The 18,125-nt window shown below is 33.4% G+C and carries 19 protein-coding genes and 1 pseudogene; 15 read left to right on the top strand and 5 right to left on the bottom strand.

The genetic code is table 11. The annotated features are described in order from the left end of the window. Window positions 1-13: 13 nt before the first annotated feature. On the bottom strand, window positions 14-649 hold the full coding sequence (locus C8N37_RS21765; protein ID WP_108160881.1) for a glycosyltransferase family 32 protein: 636 nt from the start codon (window positions 647-649) through the stop codon (window positions 14-16). A gap of 3 nt (window positions 650-652) precedes the next feature. After that, a complete protein-coding gene (locus C8N37_RS21760) occupies window positions 653-1,774 on the bottom strand; it encodes an alpha-mannosyltransferase (RefSeq protein WP_108160880.1) in 1,122 nt (373 codons plus the stop codon). 532 nt (window positions 1,775-2,306) lie between these two features. On the opposite strand from C8N37_RS21760, the gene C8N37_RS23010 reads away from it, so the two are divergent. From C8N37_RS23010 to C8N37_RS23000, 4 genes and pseudogenes are all read left to right on the top strand, one after another. Next, on the top strand, window positions 2,307-2,633 hold the full coding sequence (locus C8N37_RS23010; protein WP_211322324.1) for a hypothetical protein: 327 nt from the start codon (window positions 2,307-2,309) through the stop codon (window positions 2,631-2,633). Continuing rightward, window positions 2,608-3,450 (top strand): ImmA/IrrE family metallo-endopeptidase, encoded by an 843-nt coding sequence (locus C8N37_RS21755; protein WP_211322323.1) that lies wholly within the window; start codon window positions 2,608-2,610, stop codon window positions 3,448-3,450. Before C8N37_RS23010 ends, C8N37_RS21755 begins: the two co-directional genes overlap by 26 nt. Continuing rightward, a pseudogene (locus C8N37_RS21750) lies at window positions 3,450-3,950 on the top strand (DUF4411 family protein). The gene C8N37_RS21755 and the pseudogene C8N37_RS21750 overlap by 1 nt, the downstream one beginning before the upstream one ends. Window positions 3,951-4,376: 426 nt before the next feature. Next, window positions 4,377-4,523 (top strand): hypothetical protein, encoded by a 147-nt coding sequence (locus tag C8N37_RS23000; RefSeq protein ID WP_211322320.1) that lies wholly within the window; start codon window positions 4,377-4,379, stop codon window positions 4,521-4,523. Here the strand turns inward: C8N37_RS23000 and C8N37_RS21745 are convergent. Next, a complete protein-coding gene (locus C8N37_RS21745; RefSeq protein WP_146171121.1) occupies window positions 4,503-5,318 on the bottom strand; it encodes a hypothetical protein in 816 nt (271 codons plus the stop codon). The genes C8N37_RS23000 and C8N37_RS21745 overlap by 21 nt on opposite strands. Before the next feature lie 527 nt (window positions 5,319-5,845). On the opposite strand from C8N37_RS21745, the gene C8N37_RS21740 reads away from it, so the two are divergent. Then, entirely contained in the window at window positions 5,846-6,295 is a 450-nt protein-coding gene (locus C8N37_RS21740) for a nuclear transport factor 2 family protein (protein WP_108160878.1), read from the top strand. A 219-nt stretch (window positions 6,296-6,514) separates the two neighbouring features. Beyond that, window positions 6,515-7,456 (top strand): Rpn family recombination-promoting nuclease/putative transposase, encoded by a 942-nt coding sequence (locus tag C8N37_RS21735; protein ID WP_108160877.1) that lies wholly within the window; start codon window positions 6,515-6,517, stop codon window positions 7,454-7,456. Between the two features lie 220 nt (window positions 7,457-7,676). On the opposite strand, the gene C8N37_RS21730 is transcribed toward C8N37_RS21735, so the two are convergent. Continuing rightward, on the bottom strand, window positions 7,677-8,009 hold the full coding sequence (locus tag C8N37_RS21730) for a hypothetical protein (RefSeq protein WP_244914502.1): 333 nt from the start codon (window positions 8,007-8,009) through the stop codon (window positions 7,677-7,679). Window positions 8,010-8,156: 147 nt separating this feature from the next. Then, the gene (locus C8N37_RS21725) at window positions 8,157-8,645 is read right to left on the bottom strand and encodes a hypothetical protein (protein ID WP_108160876.1); all 489 of its coding nucleotides are present in this window, start codon (window positions 8,643-8,645) and stop codon (window positions 8,157-8,159) included. Window positions 8,646-9,207: 562 nt separating this feature from the next. On the opposite strand from C8N37_RS21725, the gene C8N37_RS21720 reads away from it, so the two are divergent. The 9 genes from C8N37_RS21720 to C8N37_RS21680 all read left to right on the top strand — a co-directional run bounded on the left by C8N37_RS21720 (window position 9,208) and on the right by C8N37_RS21680 (window position 18,124). Then, window positions 9,208-9,657 (top strand): nuclear transport factor 2 family protein, encoded by a 450-nt coding sequence (locus C8N37_RS21720; protein WP_108160875.1) that lies wholly within the window; start codon window positions 9,208-9,210, stop codon window positions 9,655-9,657. Window positions 9,658-9,873: 216 nt separating this feature from the next. Then, window positions 9,874-10,647 (top strand): RpnC/YadD family protein, encoded by a 774-nt coding sequence (locus tag C8N37_RS21715; protein WP_108160874.1) that lies wholly within the window; start codon window positions 9,874-9,876, stop codon window positions 10,645-10,647. A gap of 52 nt (window positions 10,648-10,699) precedes the next feature. After that, on the top strand, window positions 10,700-10,882 hold the full coding sequence (locus C8N37_RS21710) for a hypothetical protein (RefSeq protein ID WP_146171120.1): 183 nt from the start codon (window positions 10,700-10,702) through the stop codon (window positions 10,880-10,882). 460 nt (window positions 10,883-11,342) lie between these two features. Beyond that, window positions 11,343-12,074 carry a hypothetical protein gene (locus C8N37_RS21705; RefSeq protein WP_108160872.1) on the top strand — a complete coding sequence of 244 codons (732 nt, stop codon included), beginning with the start codon at window positions 11,343-11,345 and terminating at the stop codon, window positions 12,072-12,074. A gap of 357 nt (window positions 12,075-12,431) precedes the next feature. Continuing rightward, window positions 12,432-12,776 (top strand): hypothetical protein, encoded by a 345-nt coding sequence (locus C8N37_RS21700; RefSeq protein ID WP_108160871.1) that lies wholly within the window; start codon window positions 12,432-12,434, stop codon window positions 12,774-12,776. A 2-nt stretch (window positions 12,777-12,778) separates the two neighbouring features. After that, window positions 12,779-13,690: an ATP-grasp domain-containing protein gene (locus C8N37_RS21695; protein WP_108160870.1), complete on the top strand. Its 912-nt coding sequence runs from the start codon at window positions 12,779-12,781 to the stop codon at window positions 13,688-13,690. After that, window positions 13,687-14,448 (top strand): hypothetical protein, encoded by a 762-nt coding sequence (locus tag C8N37_RS21690; RefSeq protein WP_146171119.1) that lies wholly within the window; start codon window positions 13,687-13,689, stop codon window positions 14,446-14,448. Before C8N37_RS21695 ends, C8N37_RS21690 begins: the two co-directional genes overlap by 4 nt. Before the next feature lie 795 nt (window positions 14,449-15,243). Then, a complete protein-coding gene (locus C8N37_RS21685) occupies window positions 15,244-16,764 on the top strand; it encodes a toll/interleukin-1 receptor domain-containing protein (protein ID WP_108160868.1) in 1,521 nt (506 codons plus the stop codon). A gap of 94 nt (window positions 16,765-16,858) precedes the next feature. Then, window positions 16,859-18,124 (top strand): hypothetical protein, encoded by a 1,266-nt coding sequence (locus C8N37_RS21680; protein ID WP_108160867.1) that lies wholly within the window; start codon window positions 16,859-16,861, stop codon window positions 18,122-18,124. Window position 18,125 lies beyond the last annotated feature (1 nt).

Below are 18,125 nucleotides of genomic sequence, written 5' to 3'. Positions count from 1 at the left end.
TTTCATCATTAAATTACAGAAACCAAGAGTGTTCCCAATAATGAGTCATAATTCCTGACTTCATGAATACTTTATGGTTTCTAATCTCGTCATATGCATATTCGAATATGTCTTTTACCTGGATCTTTGATTGTTCAATATTTTGAAACTTTCTCATCGTAGCTCGCATACGATATGGACCTGAATAATTTGGTGTTGCCATTAAATCACGCTCATCTTTTATATAAGTACTTATGATGTCTTCAACAATTGTATACAAATATGTATTGCTTGCTAGAGCTGAAAAATGTTCAGATGCCAATGTTTCATTGAGCGGGTCAATGACTACATAACCTCTTTGTTCCTTATCAGCAAGGGAAAGAAAAGCTTGTGAATTATTAAGACTGATGTCCCAGTCAACATAATAGCCACCATAATGATATATCACCAGATAGCGAGCAATATCCGCAGCTTCTGCATGATTTCTGGCATTCAGAAATGCATCTAAGGCAAATTCATATTTGTCTTTTATAAATTTTGCTAAACTATCGTCGTCCCAGTACACAATTTTAAAACCATGGCTAATTGTAGCTTTCCACGATTCAAGACACATTTTAACGAGTTCAGAAGGCTTTTTACCTACTATCTGATGAATAATTTTAGGAACCATATTTTAGACTTCAATTGATTGTGTTGAGTTTTGTAAATTACGTTTATGAATGAAATGTATATATTCATAAAATTTAAAATATGTATCGCTTTCCCTCCAGATCTTCAAATAATCTAAGCATTTATTTTCTAGGTTCTTAATATCTGGTGAGGTCTCCTCGTAAATAACATTTCCTCCGAAATCCACTGTCATCATTCCGTTGACATTTTGTAAATAGACTTCTTTCAAACTGTTGTCATTAGGAAACGACTTTATTCCTTCCCAGCCTCTTTCGTGCAATAATGTGATATCCCATTTTAGCAGATTTCTGTGAAGGAAAGCCACTGCATTTTTATCATCATATTGAATCATGGTATTACCATTAAAAGAATCATTTAACCATGTACCACAATTTGAAGGAGATTTCTCTATCATATAATAAACTGTTTTTAAAGCTGACCAAGCAAATTTGAATGTATCCTTATCCCCATATAAAAATTTATAATAATATTCACCCAGTTGATTAAAATGCATACATAAGTTTAGTTCCTTCCAACAAGTTTCCTTGTTTATTAGTATTTGTCCGCTTTCTTGCTCAGGTAAATGGTACGCATCAGATCCTATAATTTCCCATATCGGATTTTTACTATCTGTGAACCAGTAATCTGGCCAAAATGTTGTACCAGTTCGCTGATAGCCTTCCATGTCAAATAATTCAGATGGATTATTAAAGCAAATATTATCAGCATCCAAATACAGTATTTCTTTAAATTGACTATTTAATATTGCTAGTGGTTTTAAGTGAAATCCAGGTTTATCAACATTGCATACTTCTTTGAAATTTCGGAATTGTACATTCAACTTATTGAAATATTTTATTATGTCCAGTGAGATCTCATTTCCAAGGTGCCAAATTTCAACGGGTAGTATACATCCTGACTCCCGCAGTATATTTATTGATATCCACAAACAAGATACATAGGTAATCCCGCCAGCTGTGTACACAATACCTTTTCCGCCGAATTTATCTATTGGATATGGTGGTATAATTTTGACATGTTCTTTCCATTCGTGGGCCAAAAGCTCAATACTTGATTGTGAGATTTTAAAATCAATTGATCGAATTCTATTCTTCGTAAATCCCATTTAAATATTTAATCTTATATATTGGTTTAATCGATATACTACAACAGTTTAACAACGAACTACATTCTTCTGAAACTTCTTTTCTTTGAAATTTTAAATATTACTTATTGTTGATCTTTAAATTATAAAAACCAGGTTATATTGGTGTGTTATTCTTTTTGTTAATCAATTATACATCGAATTGTCGTAAATAAAAATATTTTATCTGTCATTAACAATCCATTAACAACTTTAATGATTTAGTACCATTATTTATTTAAGAAATATAGGGGTAAAAGGAGTGGAGTTATGGGTTAAAATATAACGTATGTTCAATGGATTCCATATCTTGAACTGTTGTTTCGACCAAAAAGTCAATACATATTTGAGTCAAGAAGAAGTAAGGTTATACATTTAACTCCTACTTTTATCAGGCGAATTACAGTAAAAAGTCGTATCTTAATATAATTAATAATCTAGAAAAAGCAATCTAATACTATTATCATTTTTTTTGAGTGCTTTTAAAATGCCAGAAAATCAATAACCTTGCCTTATGGCTACTACTGTACCAATTAAAGAAAATATTATAACATGGGCGCTAAACCGTGCAGGGTACGATTTGGCCAAATTTTCCAGTAAGTATCCAGCTTTAAAAGTTGATCATTGGTTGCAAGGAGATAAACAACCAACTGTAAAACAACTTGAAGACTTTTCTAAAAAAGTACACATTCCTTTTGATTATCTTTTTTTGCAGGAACCTCCCAATGAAGATATTGATTTTCCTTTTTTTCGTACAGGTAATTTATCTCCCAACTACCAAGTGAGTCCAAATGTTTACAATACAATACTTGATTTTGCAACGAAGGCAAGACTGGCTTAGAGACTATTTAATACAATTAGAGATTCATCCTTTAGCATATGTTGGCAAATTTGGTACTGATACATCCATTGATATCTTTGTTAAAGATCTGAGAGATAAGCTAGGCTTACAAGCTGGCTGGACTATGACGTGTCCCACTTGGGAAGATACATTAGGTATATTGATAGATACTATTGAACGCATTGGTATTATTGTCATCCAAAATGGGATAGTAGGGAATAATACATCTAGACCAATACCAGTTGAAGAGTGCCGAGGATTCGTTCTTGTAGATGATTACGTGCCTTTTATGTTTCTAAATAATGCCGATGCCAAAGCTGCACAGCTTTTTACTCTTATTCATGAGCTTGCTCATGTTTGGTTAGGTAAAAGTGCTGGATTTAATCAAGACCAATTATTACCTGCAAGTAACGAAACAGAGATTTTATGTGATCGTGTTGCGGCCGAATTTTTAGTGCCAGCTCATATTTTACGGGAATTCTGGAAAGATTTAGCAGATATTCAAAAACTCGCAACTCGCTTAAAAGTAAGTACAATAGTTATAGCGCGACGTGCTCTGGATTTAGAGTTGATCAGCAAGACTCAGTTTTATACTTTCTACAACAAATATATAGAGCAATTTAGAGTTAAGAAAGGGGGCAGTGGTGGAAATTTCTACAGTACTTCAAAGCGTCGTGTGAGTCCAACCTTTGCAAGTTTTGTGGATAGCGCTGTTCAAAGTGGAGAATTGACCTATAAAGATGCTTTTAAATTAACAGGCTTGTATGGTAATGTATATACACAATTTATTCAGAAACATGTAACAACGGTAAAATAATGGTTCAATATGTTCTAGATACCAATTTTTTTGTACAGGCACATCGTATGCATTATCCTTTTGATATCTTCCCAAGTTTTTGGAATAAAGTAAAAGAGCTTGCAGAAGTAGGTGTAATTGTCAGTCTTGACAAGGTGAGGAATGAATTAGTTCATAATAAGGACCATTTAACCGATTGGATTGAAACTAACTTACCCAAGGATTTTTTTCAGTCCTCAGAAGTTGTTATAAATCAGTATAGTGCGGTAGCCTCTTGGGCAGCTTCAAGAAGCAGTCATTATACTCAGGCGGCCTTAAATGAGTTTTTAAATGTCGATGAAGCCGATGCTTGGTTGGTAGCTTACTCCTTGGTAGATTGTTAAAATAGAATTTTGATCACCCATGAAATACCTCAACCTCAAGGAAGAAAAAAAATTAAAATACCAGAGGCATGTAATGCTACTGGAGTAGCTTTTATGGATACAATAACGATGATGAGACAGATAGGAATAAGTGTTTAACATCTGTTATCTGGATAACTTTTCATTGATTTCCATATTTACTAATAAAATGAATTTTATAATTATAGCACTTAAACCTATAAAGCCATTCGGTCAAGAATGGCTTTATAGGTTTATTACCCTCCTTACGGCTTCCCGTATTTTTTAATCAAACCGATCCTTTATTTTCGGGCTTTTAAAACAGTATTCATCATACACCATGATCGTTACCAGTACCCATACCATCGAGGGGAGAGAAGTCCTGCGTTATTTTGATCCCATATCAGCAACAGCTGTTATTGGAGCCAATGCTTTGAGTGCAATCCGGAGCGAGCTTTGTCTTGTTTGCTTCGCAGATCCCTTCGGGATTTTTCGGTGGGCACTCTCGCAATTATGAAAACAAATTACAGGAGCTATATAAGAGTGTAGTGGAGTCTTTAAAGCAAAATGCCCGTAGCCTATAGGGCAGATGCCGTTATAGGCTTCAGCGTCAATATTGATGAGCTCTCGGGCAAAGGAACGCCGATCGTTTATGATCACCGCTATCGGTACATTTCTATTACTTCAACACCATTAATAGAATTCATACGTTAACTGAGTTGTACCTTTTATCTTTTCCAGTAAAATTTTCCCATCCAAAAAATCGTTCCAGGAGACCGAATAATAATTGTTTTCAATTTCTTTAATCATTTCAAAAAAACTTTGGCCATGTAGGTGATCGATAGTCGGAGACTGAATAAATTCTGTAGGTAAACCATAATAAAAAACTAAAAACTGTTCTAGCGATTTGTAATCGTAATAATTGTTATAAACACTTCGTACTCCTTTTAGCTTGTTATTCTTAATTACAATTTTTTTGATTTTCCCTTTATTGTAATAATAATCTACAGTCGAAGCATGAAACTGATCTAGCCATCGTCCTCCTATATGTCTTATATGATCCTTATCATAAACGGCTACAGAGTCACTTTTATAAAAGAAATGACCAATATCTCCTATATGAGATAGCTTACCAAATTGAAATGAATAATTCTGCGTGATATTCATCGGTCTATTATCTTTATTTGCAGGAATCCATTTCGATATATTTTCAAATTTTTGTTTCAATGAGTCTATGCCATTAATATAACCAATAGAATTTATATCTAAAACACTGCTATCTTTCATTGCACTGAATTCTATAATAATTCTTCCATTAGCATGTGGAAAAGATTTCAAAAGTTCTTCATAAAACTTATATACACCAATTTTGGGCGTTGGTAGAAAGTTTTCATACGAGATAAATATAACCTCTTTATCTTCTTGGCTTTTGGCGATAAAACTTAAAGCTAATAATGAAACAATTATAAAGTACCTAGATAAGCTATATTTGATAAAGATTGAATACATAGATTTAGTTATTATAAGTATATAGGTTAATCGTATTAAGTTACGAATAAATACCATATATACATCGTGGATAATAGTTGCGAATGCTTGAAAATCCATATACATCAAAAGGGCCTAATTCTCATTAGACCCTTTATCTTGGCGTTTAACTGCACAGTAATTTTTATGTTTCTTATCGTTCCCTCTATTTTGTTTCATCATCCAAATTGTTTTCAAGCAATTGGATTTATTTACTGTACTACGTCATTTATCGTTATCCACTTTCATGCTGAAAGTATGTTTGTTATCGCTTTGTATTATCGGAACACCTGTCGAATAAAATAGTTCAAAAAAGTTTAAAATAATTTCACCTATCCATTTCCTTCATTCACCGAGTTTTTAGTTGGTTTAGTCTAATTGCCATAGGGTTGGGACGATTAACACCCTACTTTTGAATCAACAATTGCTTTAGCAAAGCATCAGGGTTTGAGTTGGTGGATGAGGGGCTGATGCAATTAAGAACTAACAAACTATAAAATAAAGACATTATGAACACTATAGCAAAAACATTCGCAGCAGCAGCCTTGATCGCAGTATCTACATTCACTATGGCAGCAGGCAAACCAGAGGTAGCAAACCCTAAAAAAGCGGTGGTCAATTTACCTACAGCAGATCTCGCCATTGATCATTACGTTGCGGTTATGACAGCAGGTCAATCGGCAGGAGTGGAGCAGCTGTTTACAGCAGATTTTAGCCAAAAAGTACAGGCATCAGAAGATAAAACCAATAACCGTTCAGAAGTTATTTCCTTCTTAAAAAAGCAAAAAGGTGAGCAGTTAAACTGTAAAACAAGTACCACCATCGTACAGGAGTCAGCAGAATACATGATAGCCAAAGTAACCATGCAGTTTGAAGGTTTTACCAAAACCGATCTCGTGACTTTAGTCAATGACGGCGGTAATTGGAAAGTATCCCAATCGATCAATTCTTATCAGTAATCAAGTTTAATCCATATATTAAGGGGAAGCCATGTCGTAAGATGTGGCTTTTTTTTGTGTCCGGAAAGCAAGACTAGATTAACAAGTTGATGCTTTTGTTGCCAGCTAGCCGACAACAAACGACTACTATCGACTACAAACGTTTAATAATTGGCTAATAATTTTAGTTTTTCTGATGTTTGCTTAGCAACATTAATTATTTAAGCAAAAGCTAAAATTATGAAAAATCACGTTCAGCCCGTTTTTATTGATCCGACTACCGATGAGGGCTTTAAACGGTTATTCGGAGACAAAGTCAACTTGATCAACTTTCTTAACATCATCTTTCGTGGTCGAAAGACCATCGTTGATCTGACGTATCGAGATACCGAGCGTATCGGTGCAACCGAAGAGATCGGTAAAGTTATCTTTGATCTAGTAGTTCAGATCAGTACAGGCGAAGAGATCATCATTGAGATGCAGACCAGCAGTCAGACTAATCTAAAGCAACGCATGCTGTATTATGCCAGCAAGGTCATTTCAGATACAGCGCCCAAAGGAAACCGCAAAGCCTGGGGGTATGCCATTCCCGAGGTTTATACCATTGTCCTGATGGACGGTTTTCATATGCCGGGAGGTGATCATAGAACCTATTTTCACGATACTTGCCTGTGTAATAGAGATTCAGGGCAAATATTTTACGAGGGTTTGGGGTTTATCTATTTAGAAATTATTAACTTTGTTAAAAGCGAAGCTGAGGTTGAAGACGAACTGGATAAAGTATTCTTTATGCTCAAAAATATGTCTACGTTAAAGACCTTGCCACGGATCATGAAATCGGCGGTATTTCAACGATTCTTTCAGTTGGCCAGCTACGCAAAATTGACAAAGGAGGAACGAACTATGTATGATATTAGTTTAAAACGTAAATGGGATGCTGAAGCAGTGCGGATGTATCAACAGGAACAAGTTGAAGGACTAGAAAAGCAATTGGGAGGACTAGAAAAACAATTGAAAGAGGTTAAACAAGCATCCAAGAAAGCAGCAATAGAGGCTAAAGCTGAAGGCGAACACAAAAAAGCCATTGAGACAGCTTTAAAATTTAAAAAGATGGGTTTACCTTTAGAACAAATTGCTGAGGGTACCGGCCTTACCATCGACGAGATTGAAAAACTGAAATAAATCAAATGGATCATATAAAATAAACGTATAAAGCCATTCTGTCAAGAATGGCTTTATACGTTTTAAACCATCCTTACGGCTTCCCGTATTTTTTAATCAAACCGATCACCACAAAAATCCCATTTCAGCAACAGCTGCAATTGGAGCCAGTACTTTAAGTGCGACCTGGAGACAGCTAGATTGTTATGATACATGAATCCTTTAGGTTTTTCTGTAGTTATTACGATAAAAACAAGTAATTTTTTAATTCTACAAGTTTATAAATTGCAAAGTTTAATTCATCTTGTTCTGCACCGTATTCTTGTATTTCACCTTCATATTTGAATTCAGAAATATTAAACCCTTCTTCTATATCATTATAATATACTACTAAGTTTTTAAATTTTGCTACTACCCAAAATCCATTTCCTTCATCTCCATATTCAACTTCAGACCATTTTTTTGGTACAGTTTTTATTTTATCCCAAAAATCTAAAAGATTCTGATCCATATTATGTTCACCATTTGAGATCAAAATTTTTAGTTCTTCAAAAGTTATCGGTGTCCAGTTCATTGCTTTATTTTTAAGAATTTATATGATTATTTTACGACGATTGTATCTGGGAACAGCTTGTTTTCTGAATCTTTATTATTCCATGTAGATAAAATTAATATATTTTTATCCTGACTATAGTTTACATTTAATTCATGCGCATAGGCGTTAATATCGTAGTATTCTTTTTTTAGCAATTTCAATACGTTTACCTTTGTAATCATTTAGTGCATTACCCAATGTAAATTCAGTATAAGTTAGGTTAGTTGCTATTTTTTTTGACATTTTAGCCTCATATTCACCTAGTATAAATGCAGTTCCAAGTGCACCAATGGACCCAGCTGACATGCCGAAAAAAAAGGTAAATAACATAAGAATGATGGTGGTCACTTTGATGAATTTATTTTTATGATCTTGTAATATCCAAAATAATAAACTAATTGTAAGATAAATAGTCATTATAATAACCCAGTTTATTTCAGTAGATAATGTAGATATACCAACTCTCATTCCCACAATAGCCAATAAATCCAAGACAATTAATGACCATAATACTCTTCTTAATAATACTGGTTTTCCCTTTGTCAATTGGTAAATAATATAACTTAAAAATGGACATATCCATAATGCAGTTATAACTATAAAAAATATATTCATTGTAATTTTGTGCTATTTTAGATTTAAAAATGTCAATATTGAATACCATATCCAATAAATTCAATCGTATTAAGTTACGTATAAAATGATATACTAACACTGTAAATCATTATGAGAATTAGGCCATTTTTAAACATCAAAAGGGCCTAATTCTCATTAGACCCTTTATCTTGGCGTTTAAATGCACAGTAATTTTTATGTTTCTTATCGTTTCCTCTATTTTGTTTCATCATCCAGATTGCTTTCAAGCAATTGGATTTATTTACTGTACTACGTCATTTATCGTTATCCACTTTCCTGTTGAAAGTATGTTTATTATCGCTTTGTATTATTAGAACACCTGTCAAATAAAATAGTTCAAAAAAGTTTAAAATAATTTCACCTAGCCATTTCCACCATTCACCGAGTTTTTTGTTGGTTTAGTCTAATTGCCATATCGTAGAGACGATTTACACCCTACTTTTGAATCAACAAACAAATAAAACTGCAAAGCAGGCATCAGGGTTTGAGTTGGTGGATGTGGGGCTGATGCAACTTAATAACAATATAATATAAAGACATTATGAACACTATAGCAAAAACATTCGCAGCAGCAGCCTTGATCGCAGTATCTACATTCACTATGGCAGCAGGCAAACCAGAGGTAGCAAACCCTAAAAAAGCAGTGGTCAATTTATCTACAGCAGATCTAGCCATTGATCATTACGTTGCGGTTATGACAGAAGGTCAATCGGCAGGAGTGGAGCAGTTGTTCACATCAGACTTCAGCCAGAAAGTACAGGCATCAGAAGATAAGACAAACAGCCGTTTAGAAGTTATCAGCTTTTTGAAAAAGCAAAAAGGAGAGCAGTTGAACTGTAAAACAAGCTCCATAATCTTACAAGAGTCAGCAGACTATATGATCGCCAAAGTAACCATGCAATTTGAAGGTTTTACCAAAACAGATCTTGTGACTTTAGTCAATGACGGCGGTAACTGGAAAATATCTCAATCGATCAACTCGTATAAGTAGATAAAGTTTAATCCATATGTTTAGTTAAGCCACGTCATGAGATGTGGCTTTTGTTTTTTCTGCATTGATGCTGTCTCGGGAAAAGAAACGCCAATCTTTTAAGATCCCCGTTGTCGATACACCCGTACTTCTACGGTCAAGAAAATAAATAAAAAATGCTAATATATTTAGTTTTTATTTGTATCTTTATTTCTATTAATCAATTGATAGACCGTTATGAGTGTGGATTCAAGACGTTTAAAGCCAGCCAAGAAGAATGATGAGCTTTTGAAAGCCATTTTTGAGGACAATTTTCCTGATTTTTTACGGTTCATGTACCCAGATGCGGATGCTACCTTTGATCTCGGGCGTGGATTGACATTTATGGACAAAGAATTGTTGGAGATCATTCCCTTCCGTGAGCGTAAAAAAGGGAAGCGTGTCGCAGATCTTCTGGTCAAAGTTTATTTAAAAGACGGTAGCGAGAAGTGGATTTTAGTGAATACCGAAATCGAAGGCGGACATGATTCCGACTTTTCACATCGTATCTTTCAATATTTTTACAGACTACTAGATCGTTACCGAGTTCCTGTGGAGACCATTGCTGTTTTTACTGGAGGGCGGTCACAGCCGTGTACTGATGAATACCATTTTGCAGTTTTCCGTACGTCATTACGCTTTCAGTACCTGAGCTATCAAATTTTTGATCATGACGAATCACAGCTACTTGATATGGACAATATATTTGCGTATATTGTTTTGGCATGCCAGAAAGCTTTAGATGAAGATAAGATCCCAGAGCACGAGCTCGCCGAGCAGCGTAGTACAATCGCTCGAAGGCTCATCGAGACCAATAAGTATAGTAAAGATCGTATAATGAGCTTTTTAGTTTTTTTAAAGAGTTTTCTTTTTATACGAGATAAAGAAATAAATAGTAACTTTGATCAATACATTTATCAAGTGACAGGAGGCACAATCGAACTCTCCATACAGCCACTATTTTATAATTAAATTGTATGGATACTCCAGATGGCCAATAAAAAACAAATCATTAACATATGAAATGGGTGTAATAGAAACAATCAAACGACAAGAAAGAGAAAAAGGAATTCAGTCTGGAATAGAAAAAGGCAAGCGAGAAGAATCTATTGCCATTGCTTTAGAATTCAAGAAAATGGGCTTGCCTATTGCAGATATTGCAAAAGGTACAGGTCTTACCATCGACGAGATTGAAAAACTGAAATAAATCAAAGAGATCATATAAAATAAACCTATAAAGCCATTCTGTCAAGAATGGCTTTAGATGTTTTATCCCTTCCTTACGGCTTCCCGTATTTTTTAATCAAATCGATCCTTTATTTTCGGGCTTTTAAAACAGTATTCATCATACACCATGATCTTTACCAGTACCAATACCATCCAGGGGAGAGAAGTCCTGCGTTATTTTGATCCCATTTCAGCAACAGCTGTTATTGGAGCCAATGCTTTGAGTGCAATCAGGAGCCAGCTTCGTAGATCTCTTCGGTGGGCGTTCTCCGCAATTATGAAAACAAATCACAGGAGCTATATAAGAGCGTAGTGGAGTCTTTAAAGCAAAATGCGGATAGCTTTTAACAGATGCCGTTATAGACTTCAGCGTCCATATTGATGAGCTCTCAGGCAAAGGAACGCCGATCGTTTATGATCTCCCTATCGGTACACTCGTATTGCTCAATGAACTCAAACATATACAAACAGAAGCGGTAGGTGGAGATATCGATGGATCTGTTATTAAGAACAAAATCAAAGTAAGCTTGATCATAGAACGCTATACCGGTATCTATACCATGGACAATGCTACATCCGAATTTACAGCCACATCCCGATTGACCGAATTTGTACACCTAATATTCAAAGCAATGAATGAAACAGGACTGGCTCAAGAATATATAAACTGTCAACCCGCGCTCTTTCGTTATTTTGATTTCCTGGACAAAGATCAAGCTATAGCCATACTCTATGGACAGTTGCTGTCGGATGATTTAACCGGTGCGCAGTTTAAGCTCATAAGTAAAGCGATTAGCAGTTCCAATCTGATCGATTACGATCAGGTAGAGAAACTGTTAGCAGGATCTTTATTGACAAAAAAGGCAGCATTGAAGGTACTTACCTTGGACAAAGACTGGTATTCCGTTCAAGATATTGCCTATCTACAGACATGGAGAGGAGAGAGTTTGGTACAGCTATTTCAAGAAGTAGTTACAGTTAAAGAATCAAAAGGCATGTTTTCATCGGGCAAAGAAGTATGGGAATGTTTATGTGGCTATAGCAATAAGCTGGATGCTACAGCATGTAGTTCTTGCACCAAAGATAAGCGAGGCTTCGGTTCTGAGGAATTAAAACCTGAAGCTGTCCAGAAACTGATTAATCGGAAGGTAGCGGTTATTGAGGGGATTTAATGGTGAGTAGAACTTTTTTTCTTTTTATTTTTTAATATTTAATTTTCAAAGTATATTGTGATTGATTTTGAGAAGAGAATCTTAAGCCATGAATCTAAGTTATCTTTTATAGTAAATTATACTATAATTATTATAGAGGCGAATTAGTTGTAATCATTTCAGTATCTTAAAATTAAAATTGCAGTTGCTGTATTAAATCCATAAAAAGATTTTACAGAGATTAGCGAAGGCGTGATCTACTAATATCAATTAAAGTATAAATATGTTCAATGCAACAAAGGAAAGAGGAAGATTTATTGACGACAGCATTGGGCGAATATAATTGTATAGGAAAGAAACGGATTTAAACAAATTATTATGAAACCATTTATTCTTCAATTTAAAGAGTCTCCATTAGATACTAATGTTGACTACTCAGGTATCTCATATGATAAGAATTTAAACTTAAGTATTGATATTCAAACGGGTTTACCTGCTATTTCAGCTTTAGATCTTTCAACTGAAACCTTAACAAAAACTAATAATGAATCTACAGATTCTGATCATAATTATATTACTCGTTTAATGGGAACAGAAACCGTTACTTTAGTTAATAATGAAGCAAGCGATAGTGATCGCGATCGTTTAAATTTTATTATGTTAATGGGTACCAACACTCAGACTAGGACTATTACAGAACAAACTGATAGTGATTTTCATTAAGCATGATTTTAATTATAACCCATAAATTAGACTTCACAGCTGATTACGTTATTAATATACTTAATAAACGAAATATCCCTTATCGCCGATTTAATTGTGAGGATGTTCTTAATGTCAGTTGGGACTTTAAATACAAGCCAGACTTCACTTTCGATTTTTTAGGAGTTGATGATTATCAGTCTGTGTGGTTTAGGAGAACGATGCTACCTGACTTAAGCAATATTGATGAAGAATATAGATTATATATAACAACTGAGATTGATGTATTTTTGAAAAATATTTTTTCTGTAATTGATGCAAAATGGATCAGTGATCCAAATTCGATCTATAAAAGCGAGAACAAAATGTATCAGTTAAGGATAGCGCATAAATTAGGATTTAATATACCAGAAACATTAATTACTTCAAAAAAAGAAGAAATTGTTGAGTTTTATAATAAACATAAAAAAATAATTGTTAAGCCGCTCTCACAAACACGTATTAATAAAAATGATAGTGCTGAGTTTATTTTTACAAGTACCGTTACACATAAACAGATAAATAAGCTTTCTGATTTTGATATCACTCCTTGTATTTTTCAAAAGGAAATTGATAAAACACTTGAAATAAGAGCTACAGTTGTAGGGGATTCTATTTTCTCAGCTCAAGTAAACTCTCAATCTGATGATGAAACTAAAGTTGATTGGAGGAGGAAGAGACTATCTTTTACGCCATTTAATTTACCTCTTGAAATGGAGATCAAATGTATTAATTTAGTTAAAGATATGGGACTTTGTTTTGGTGCTATTGATTTAATTTTATCTCCTAATGGAACTTATACATTTTTGGAGATAAATCCAAATGGTCAGTGGGTTTGGATAGAAAATGAAACAGGGCTTCCAATTTCAGACACATTGATAAATTATTTACTATGATGAGGCTATATGAAATCTTTAGGGATTGGGGAAAAGATATTGGAATAGGTTATGTTCATGATCCTAAAATTAATGATACTTATAGTTCCACTGAATATCAAGAAAAAGATGATCTTGATAAAATTAAGGAGCATAGAGATTTTTTATTACGCTTGGAAGATCAAGAAGAAAAACGATTGGAGAGTATTGAGAATAAAACATCTACTCTAATAGCACAAACAGCAATTGTCTTTTCAATTTTGGGATTGTTTCTACCTTTTATAATAGACAAAATGTCGAGTATTCATTTGATAATAAAGTTTCTGATTACATTTTGTTTATTAAGTTGTTGTTTTTTTTATATTCTAACTATAATTAATGCTATTAAAAATTATAGCATTAATGATTTCAAGTATGTAAGACCATCAGCAAATAATGTATTAATTTTTAAGGAAAAACAAGCAGATTTTGTTTCAGAAGAAGTCCGTGATTTGCTTTTTGCAATTCCAAGAAATAGGCATATAAATAACGAAAAAGGAACGAATTTATTACATTCTTATAATTCTTTCAAATATGCAAATATATTATCTGGAATTTTAATTTTGGCCTGTTGTATTGTTTTATTTACCAATTCCGACAAAGGTGAAAAGAGTGAAATTAATATAAAAATAGTTTCGTCGGATTCTTTTTTTTCTATAAAAACTAATGAATTAAAGATGGACACATTAATAATTGGCTCACATTATTATGACTGGAAACGACAGAATAGATCAAAATGAATAATATATAGCTTTGGTGAAGAGTGTAACTTAAGCTTTGTCAACGCTGGTCATATATTTCAGTCGTATCAGTACTTATCTTAATGTTTTCGTTTTTTACATGATTTTGGTATGGATTTCTAAAATGGGTCATTCAATACCATATTTCTAATGATTATCCTAACTCAAAAAAGCAAGATATGGTTGAGAAGGTTATTCTAATTAATTGAAGAGGTGCATTTGCATCACGGGTAGTAAGGTTCCATAAAGCGAGCTAATAAGCATAAGACCAGAGTTCAATGATCAGTAACAAAGCCGTTTTATTTAGAAAATGCGAGAAAGTTGGGGATTTCCATTCTTGACCATTGGTGGGAACTCACGTCAGAGCAATTTGCTTTTTGTTTCAGGGTAGAGGTTTGAAATTGGGAAATTTACCACATGATTGATCCAGTTAAAGCATATTCTAATGAAAATAATCCTCTTGATTCGTATTGTGTAATCCGGAATGTTAAAATAAAATTTATTTCAGAAACCTCTTTGAGATTAAGGTGTCAAAAAAAATGAATCCTGAAATTTTGTATATTATAGGAGAAAACTTATTTAAATTTTTAGACCTTTAAGTTTTAAACTTAAAAAATGGAATTTGTATTGAAATTATAGCAAAGCAATAAGGTGTAATGTCTGCAATTATGAATGACACTAATGATATTTATATATTATTAATTCTTACTAAACAGATGTTAATTTGCCACTTGTCACGTTGTATCTTGTTCTACCTAAAAACAAAGAAAATAATAAATATTGTAGATAGAAAAAATGAAGAACCAAGAGGAGTTGGTAATAGAGTTAGCCAAAAACAAAGTTCAGGAATTGTCCCATTGGAGAAATGTAAGATATGATGGTGGTCGTTTATACTACGAGGTTACTCGAATTAGCGACGATTTAAGTCACCTTGCTACACCATTTCAAATAATCTATTTAGATTATATTTTAAATGCGAAGTTCATCATTCAAGATAACCTTCCTTCGAGTGCTCCAGATATAACAGAGGAATTAAAATTATGGCTTAAGAAAAAATTATTAAAAGTGAAACTTCAAACATTGGATATGGAAAATAATACTCAAGAAGAGAAATTATTGAAAAATAAGATTTTTATTAGTCATTCATCAAAAGATCAAGAAATTGTAAAATCTTTTGTGTATAACATACTTCAGTTAGGTTTCGGTATTTCTACAGACCGTATCTTTTGTACAAGCATTGAAGGGCAGGGAGTAAGATCGGGAGAATATATTCCTGATAGACTTAAGCTTGAAATACAACAAGCGTCTTTAGCTTTACTATTTATTTCAGAGCATTATAAAAGCAGTGAAATCTGTTTGAATGAAGTTGGTGCTGCATGGGTATCATTAGAGAAAACCAATGTCATTCCTATTATGCTACCTGGGGTAAGTTTTGATAGACTTGGCTTTTTAGATGTAAATAGACTAGGATTGAAAATTGCTAGCAAGTCAGATTTACTGCAATTAATTGATGATCACAAAAGTCAATTAAATACTAATCTTAGTCATGCCAAAATTGATAGCCTGATTGATGATTTTCTTGAAAAAATTAAGTCTGTTTCTACAAAGAAAATTATAATTTCTAATTCAGTTGAGAAAGAAGAAAGTGAGTGGACAAAGTGTTACACTAATAGCTTGACACCTTTTCATGATGTCTTACGGGAAGCAATACCTCAACTAGGTCATGGTATTCATGAAATTACGGATTCCAGAGTTCAAAATAAGATTATGATCTTACTATCACAATCTGAATTTTTAGAAGAATTATGGTACAAAATGGCTGATGGAGACGCTTATGTGGAGAAAATAAAAAAATTATCCTCAGGTAATTGGTTATTTTCTGGGGCTAATTGCGAGATTAGGATTTCATCAATGTGGATATCGAAAGAGATAGAGCATCAAAATGATTTTATTCTTATACGTACAGAAAAACTCGGACCTTATAAAATACAATCTGATGTAGGTGGAGAGGATTATACTGTTGGTATACTTAATGACGGAACTATTGTAAGTAATAATGAGCATAGCAGTGGATTTGCAATAATAAATGATGACACAATAAAGTTAAGTGACTACGATATAGAATTGAGAAATAGAGATACAGAAGCACATTGGATATTCTTTGGCTCCCGCTTTCATAAAATTGGGCATAATCCTGATGAGACTATTGAATTTTGCAAGAAATTAGATAGTGGCGAAGTGGAAGTTAATAATATAGAGCTTTCTCATTTCCTGAGGAACCTGAAAAATCATCCTTTTGTTCTTGCTCATAGATAATAATGGTTGTTGATATAAAAAGGTGATGTAAATTCAGTTTTTTCGATATACAGTTTTTTAAAAGGCGTCAGTATTAAATTAAGATTTATAGAAAATGATAAATGATAAGCCAGGGTATAATAGTGCCTACGTTAGCTTGAGTCTGTTGGATGAATTAGATTACTGTCTTGGAGGCTATGGAAAACCGAATGTTGAGTTTTTATTTTCTCTAAATACTTTCGTTGAGACATTCATTGCTTCATCTGAGTTTTATACGTCTTTAGATGAGTTGAATCATCTCAGCCTCACAACGCCTATACTTTTTCCTAACGGTAGACCTATTTTAAATCTTGTGGCTCGTTATGGAGGTTTAAAATTTGTTGAAGGTGTGGTTGATAATCCATCCTCTGAAATTTATAGAGGCGAAATACTCACAAAGTCTAAAAGGGAAGCATTGCAAGATTTTGTTTTAGAGTATGGTCAAAAGATTCAGGAAAAGTATTTTATACAAAGTGATATCGATAACACTATAGAAAGGATTCCACTTGTAACATCAACATTTGATGAAGATAATTTTATAGTCTCAGAAACGCAGAGCACGTGGGATGAACTGGTCTCTAATTTAATATATGTTTCGAAATCTTCAAGTATTCAGACTTCACTACCTATTTCTCTTTATGGAAGGCAGGTTAATAATCTTCATAGAAGACCTTATTCCATGCAGTCGCTGGATATGGTCGCAAAGATTCATAATGCTAAAGTTGAAGACTTAAAGAATAACCTTAATTATCAGTTTATGCCTATTCCGTCTTTTACAAATATTTTACTTAGCAGTGTATCTTCCGCCAGTGAAATACCTTACAAACTTGGACAGTTAAGAATGGACTTTCAAGTGTTGCGTGACCAATTCGTTCAACTAGAAGTTGACATTTATGAGTCGGCAACAATAAAACAGCAACTGGAGGCTTATGATAAGTTTAAGGAGTTTTGGATAGTATTTAACAAAAAGTATGTAGATCGAAAGCATCGAATTTTTTATGGTGATTTTGATTTTACTGACGGTGGGGATATAGATAAAGGCTTAGATGCTTATTTCGATGGTAATCCGATATCTGAATCTTTCAAAGAGCTTAACATGGGTAAAGTTGCTGGTAATATAATTACCAAAAGTTATTCTTGGTATAAGGATCGAAAGGTAATTAATAGATTCAAAGGTCTTACCAATATTTGGGAATTATTTGAAAATAGCAATTCCATGAACCTACAACTGAAACATTTTGAAAGACTATTTAACGTTCAATTCAGTAATTCTGAAATCAATAGAGTTCATGAATTTGTTAATAAAAATCTTAACAACATAACAAAAGAAATTTCAAGATAAG

The sequence above is a fragment of the Sphingobacterium faecium genome (assembly GCF_003054045.1).
Classification (GTDB): Bacteria; Bacteroidota; Bacteroidia; order Sphingobacteriales; family Sphingobacteriaceae; genus Sphingobacterium; species Sphingobacterium faecium.
The sequence above is the reverse complement of the archived record's forward strand: the minus strand, read 5'-3'. Positions and strand labels throughout refer to the sequence as shown.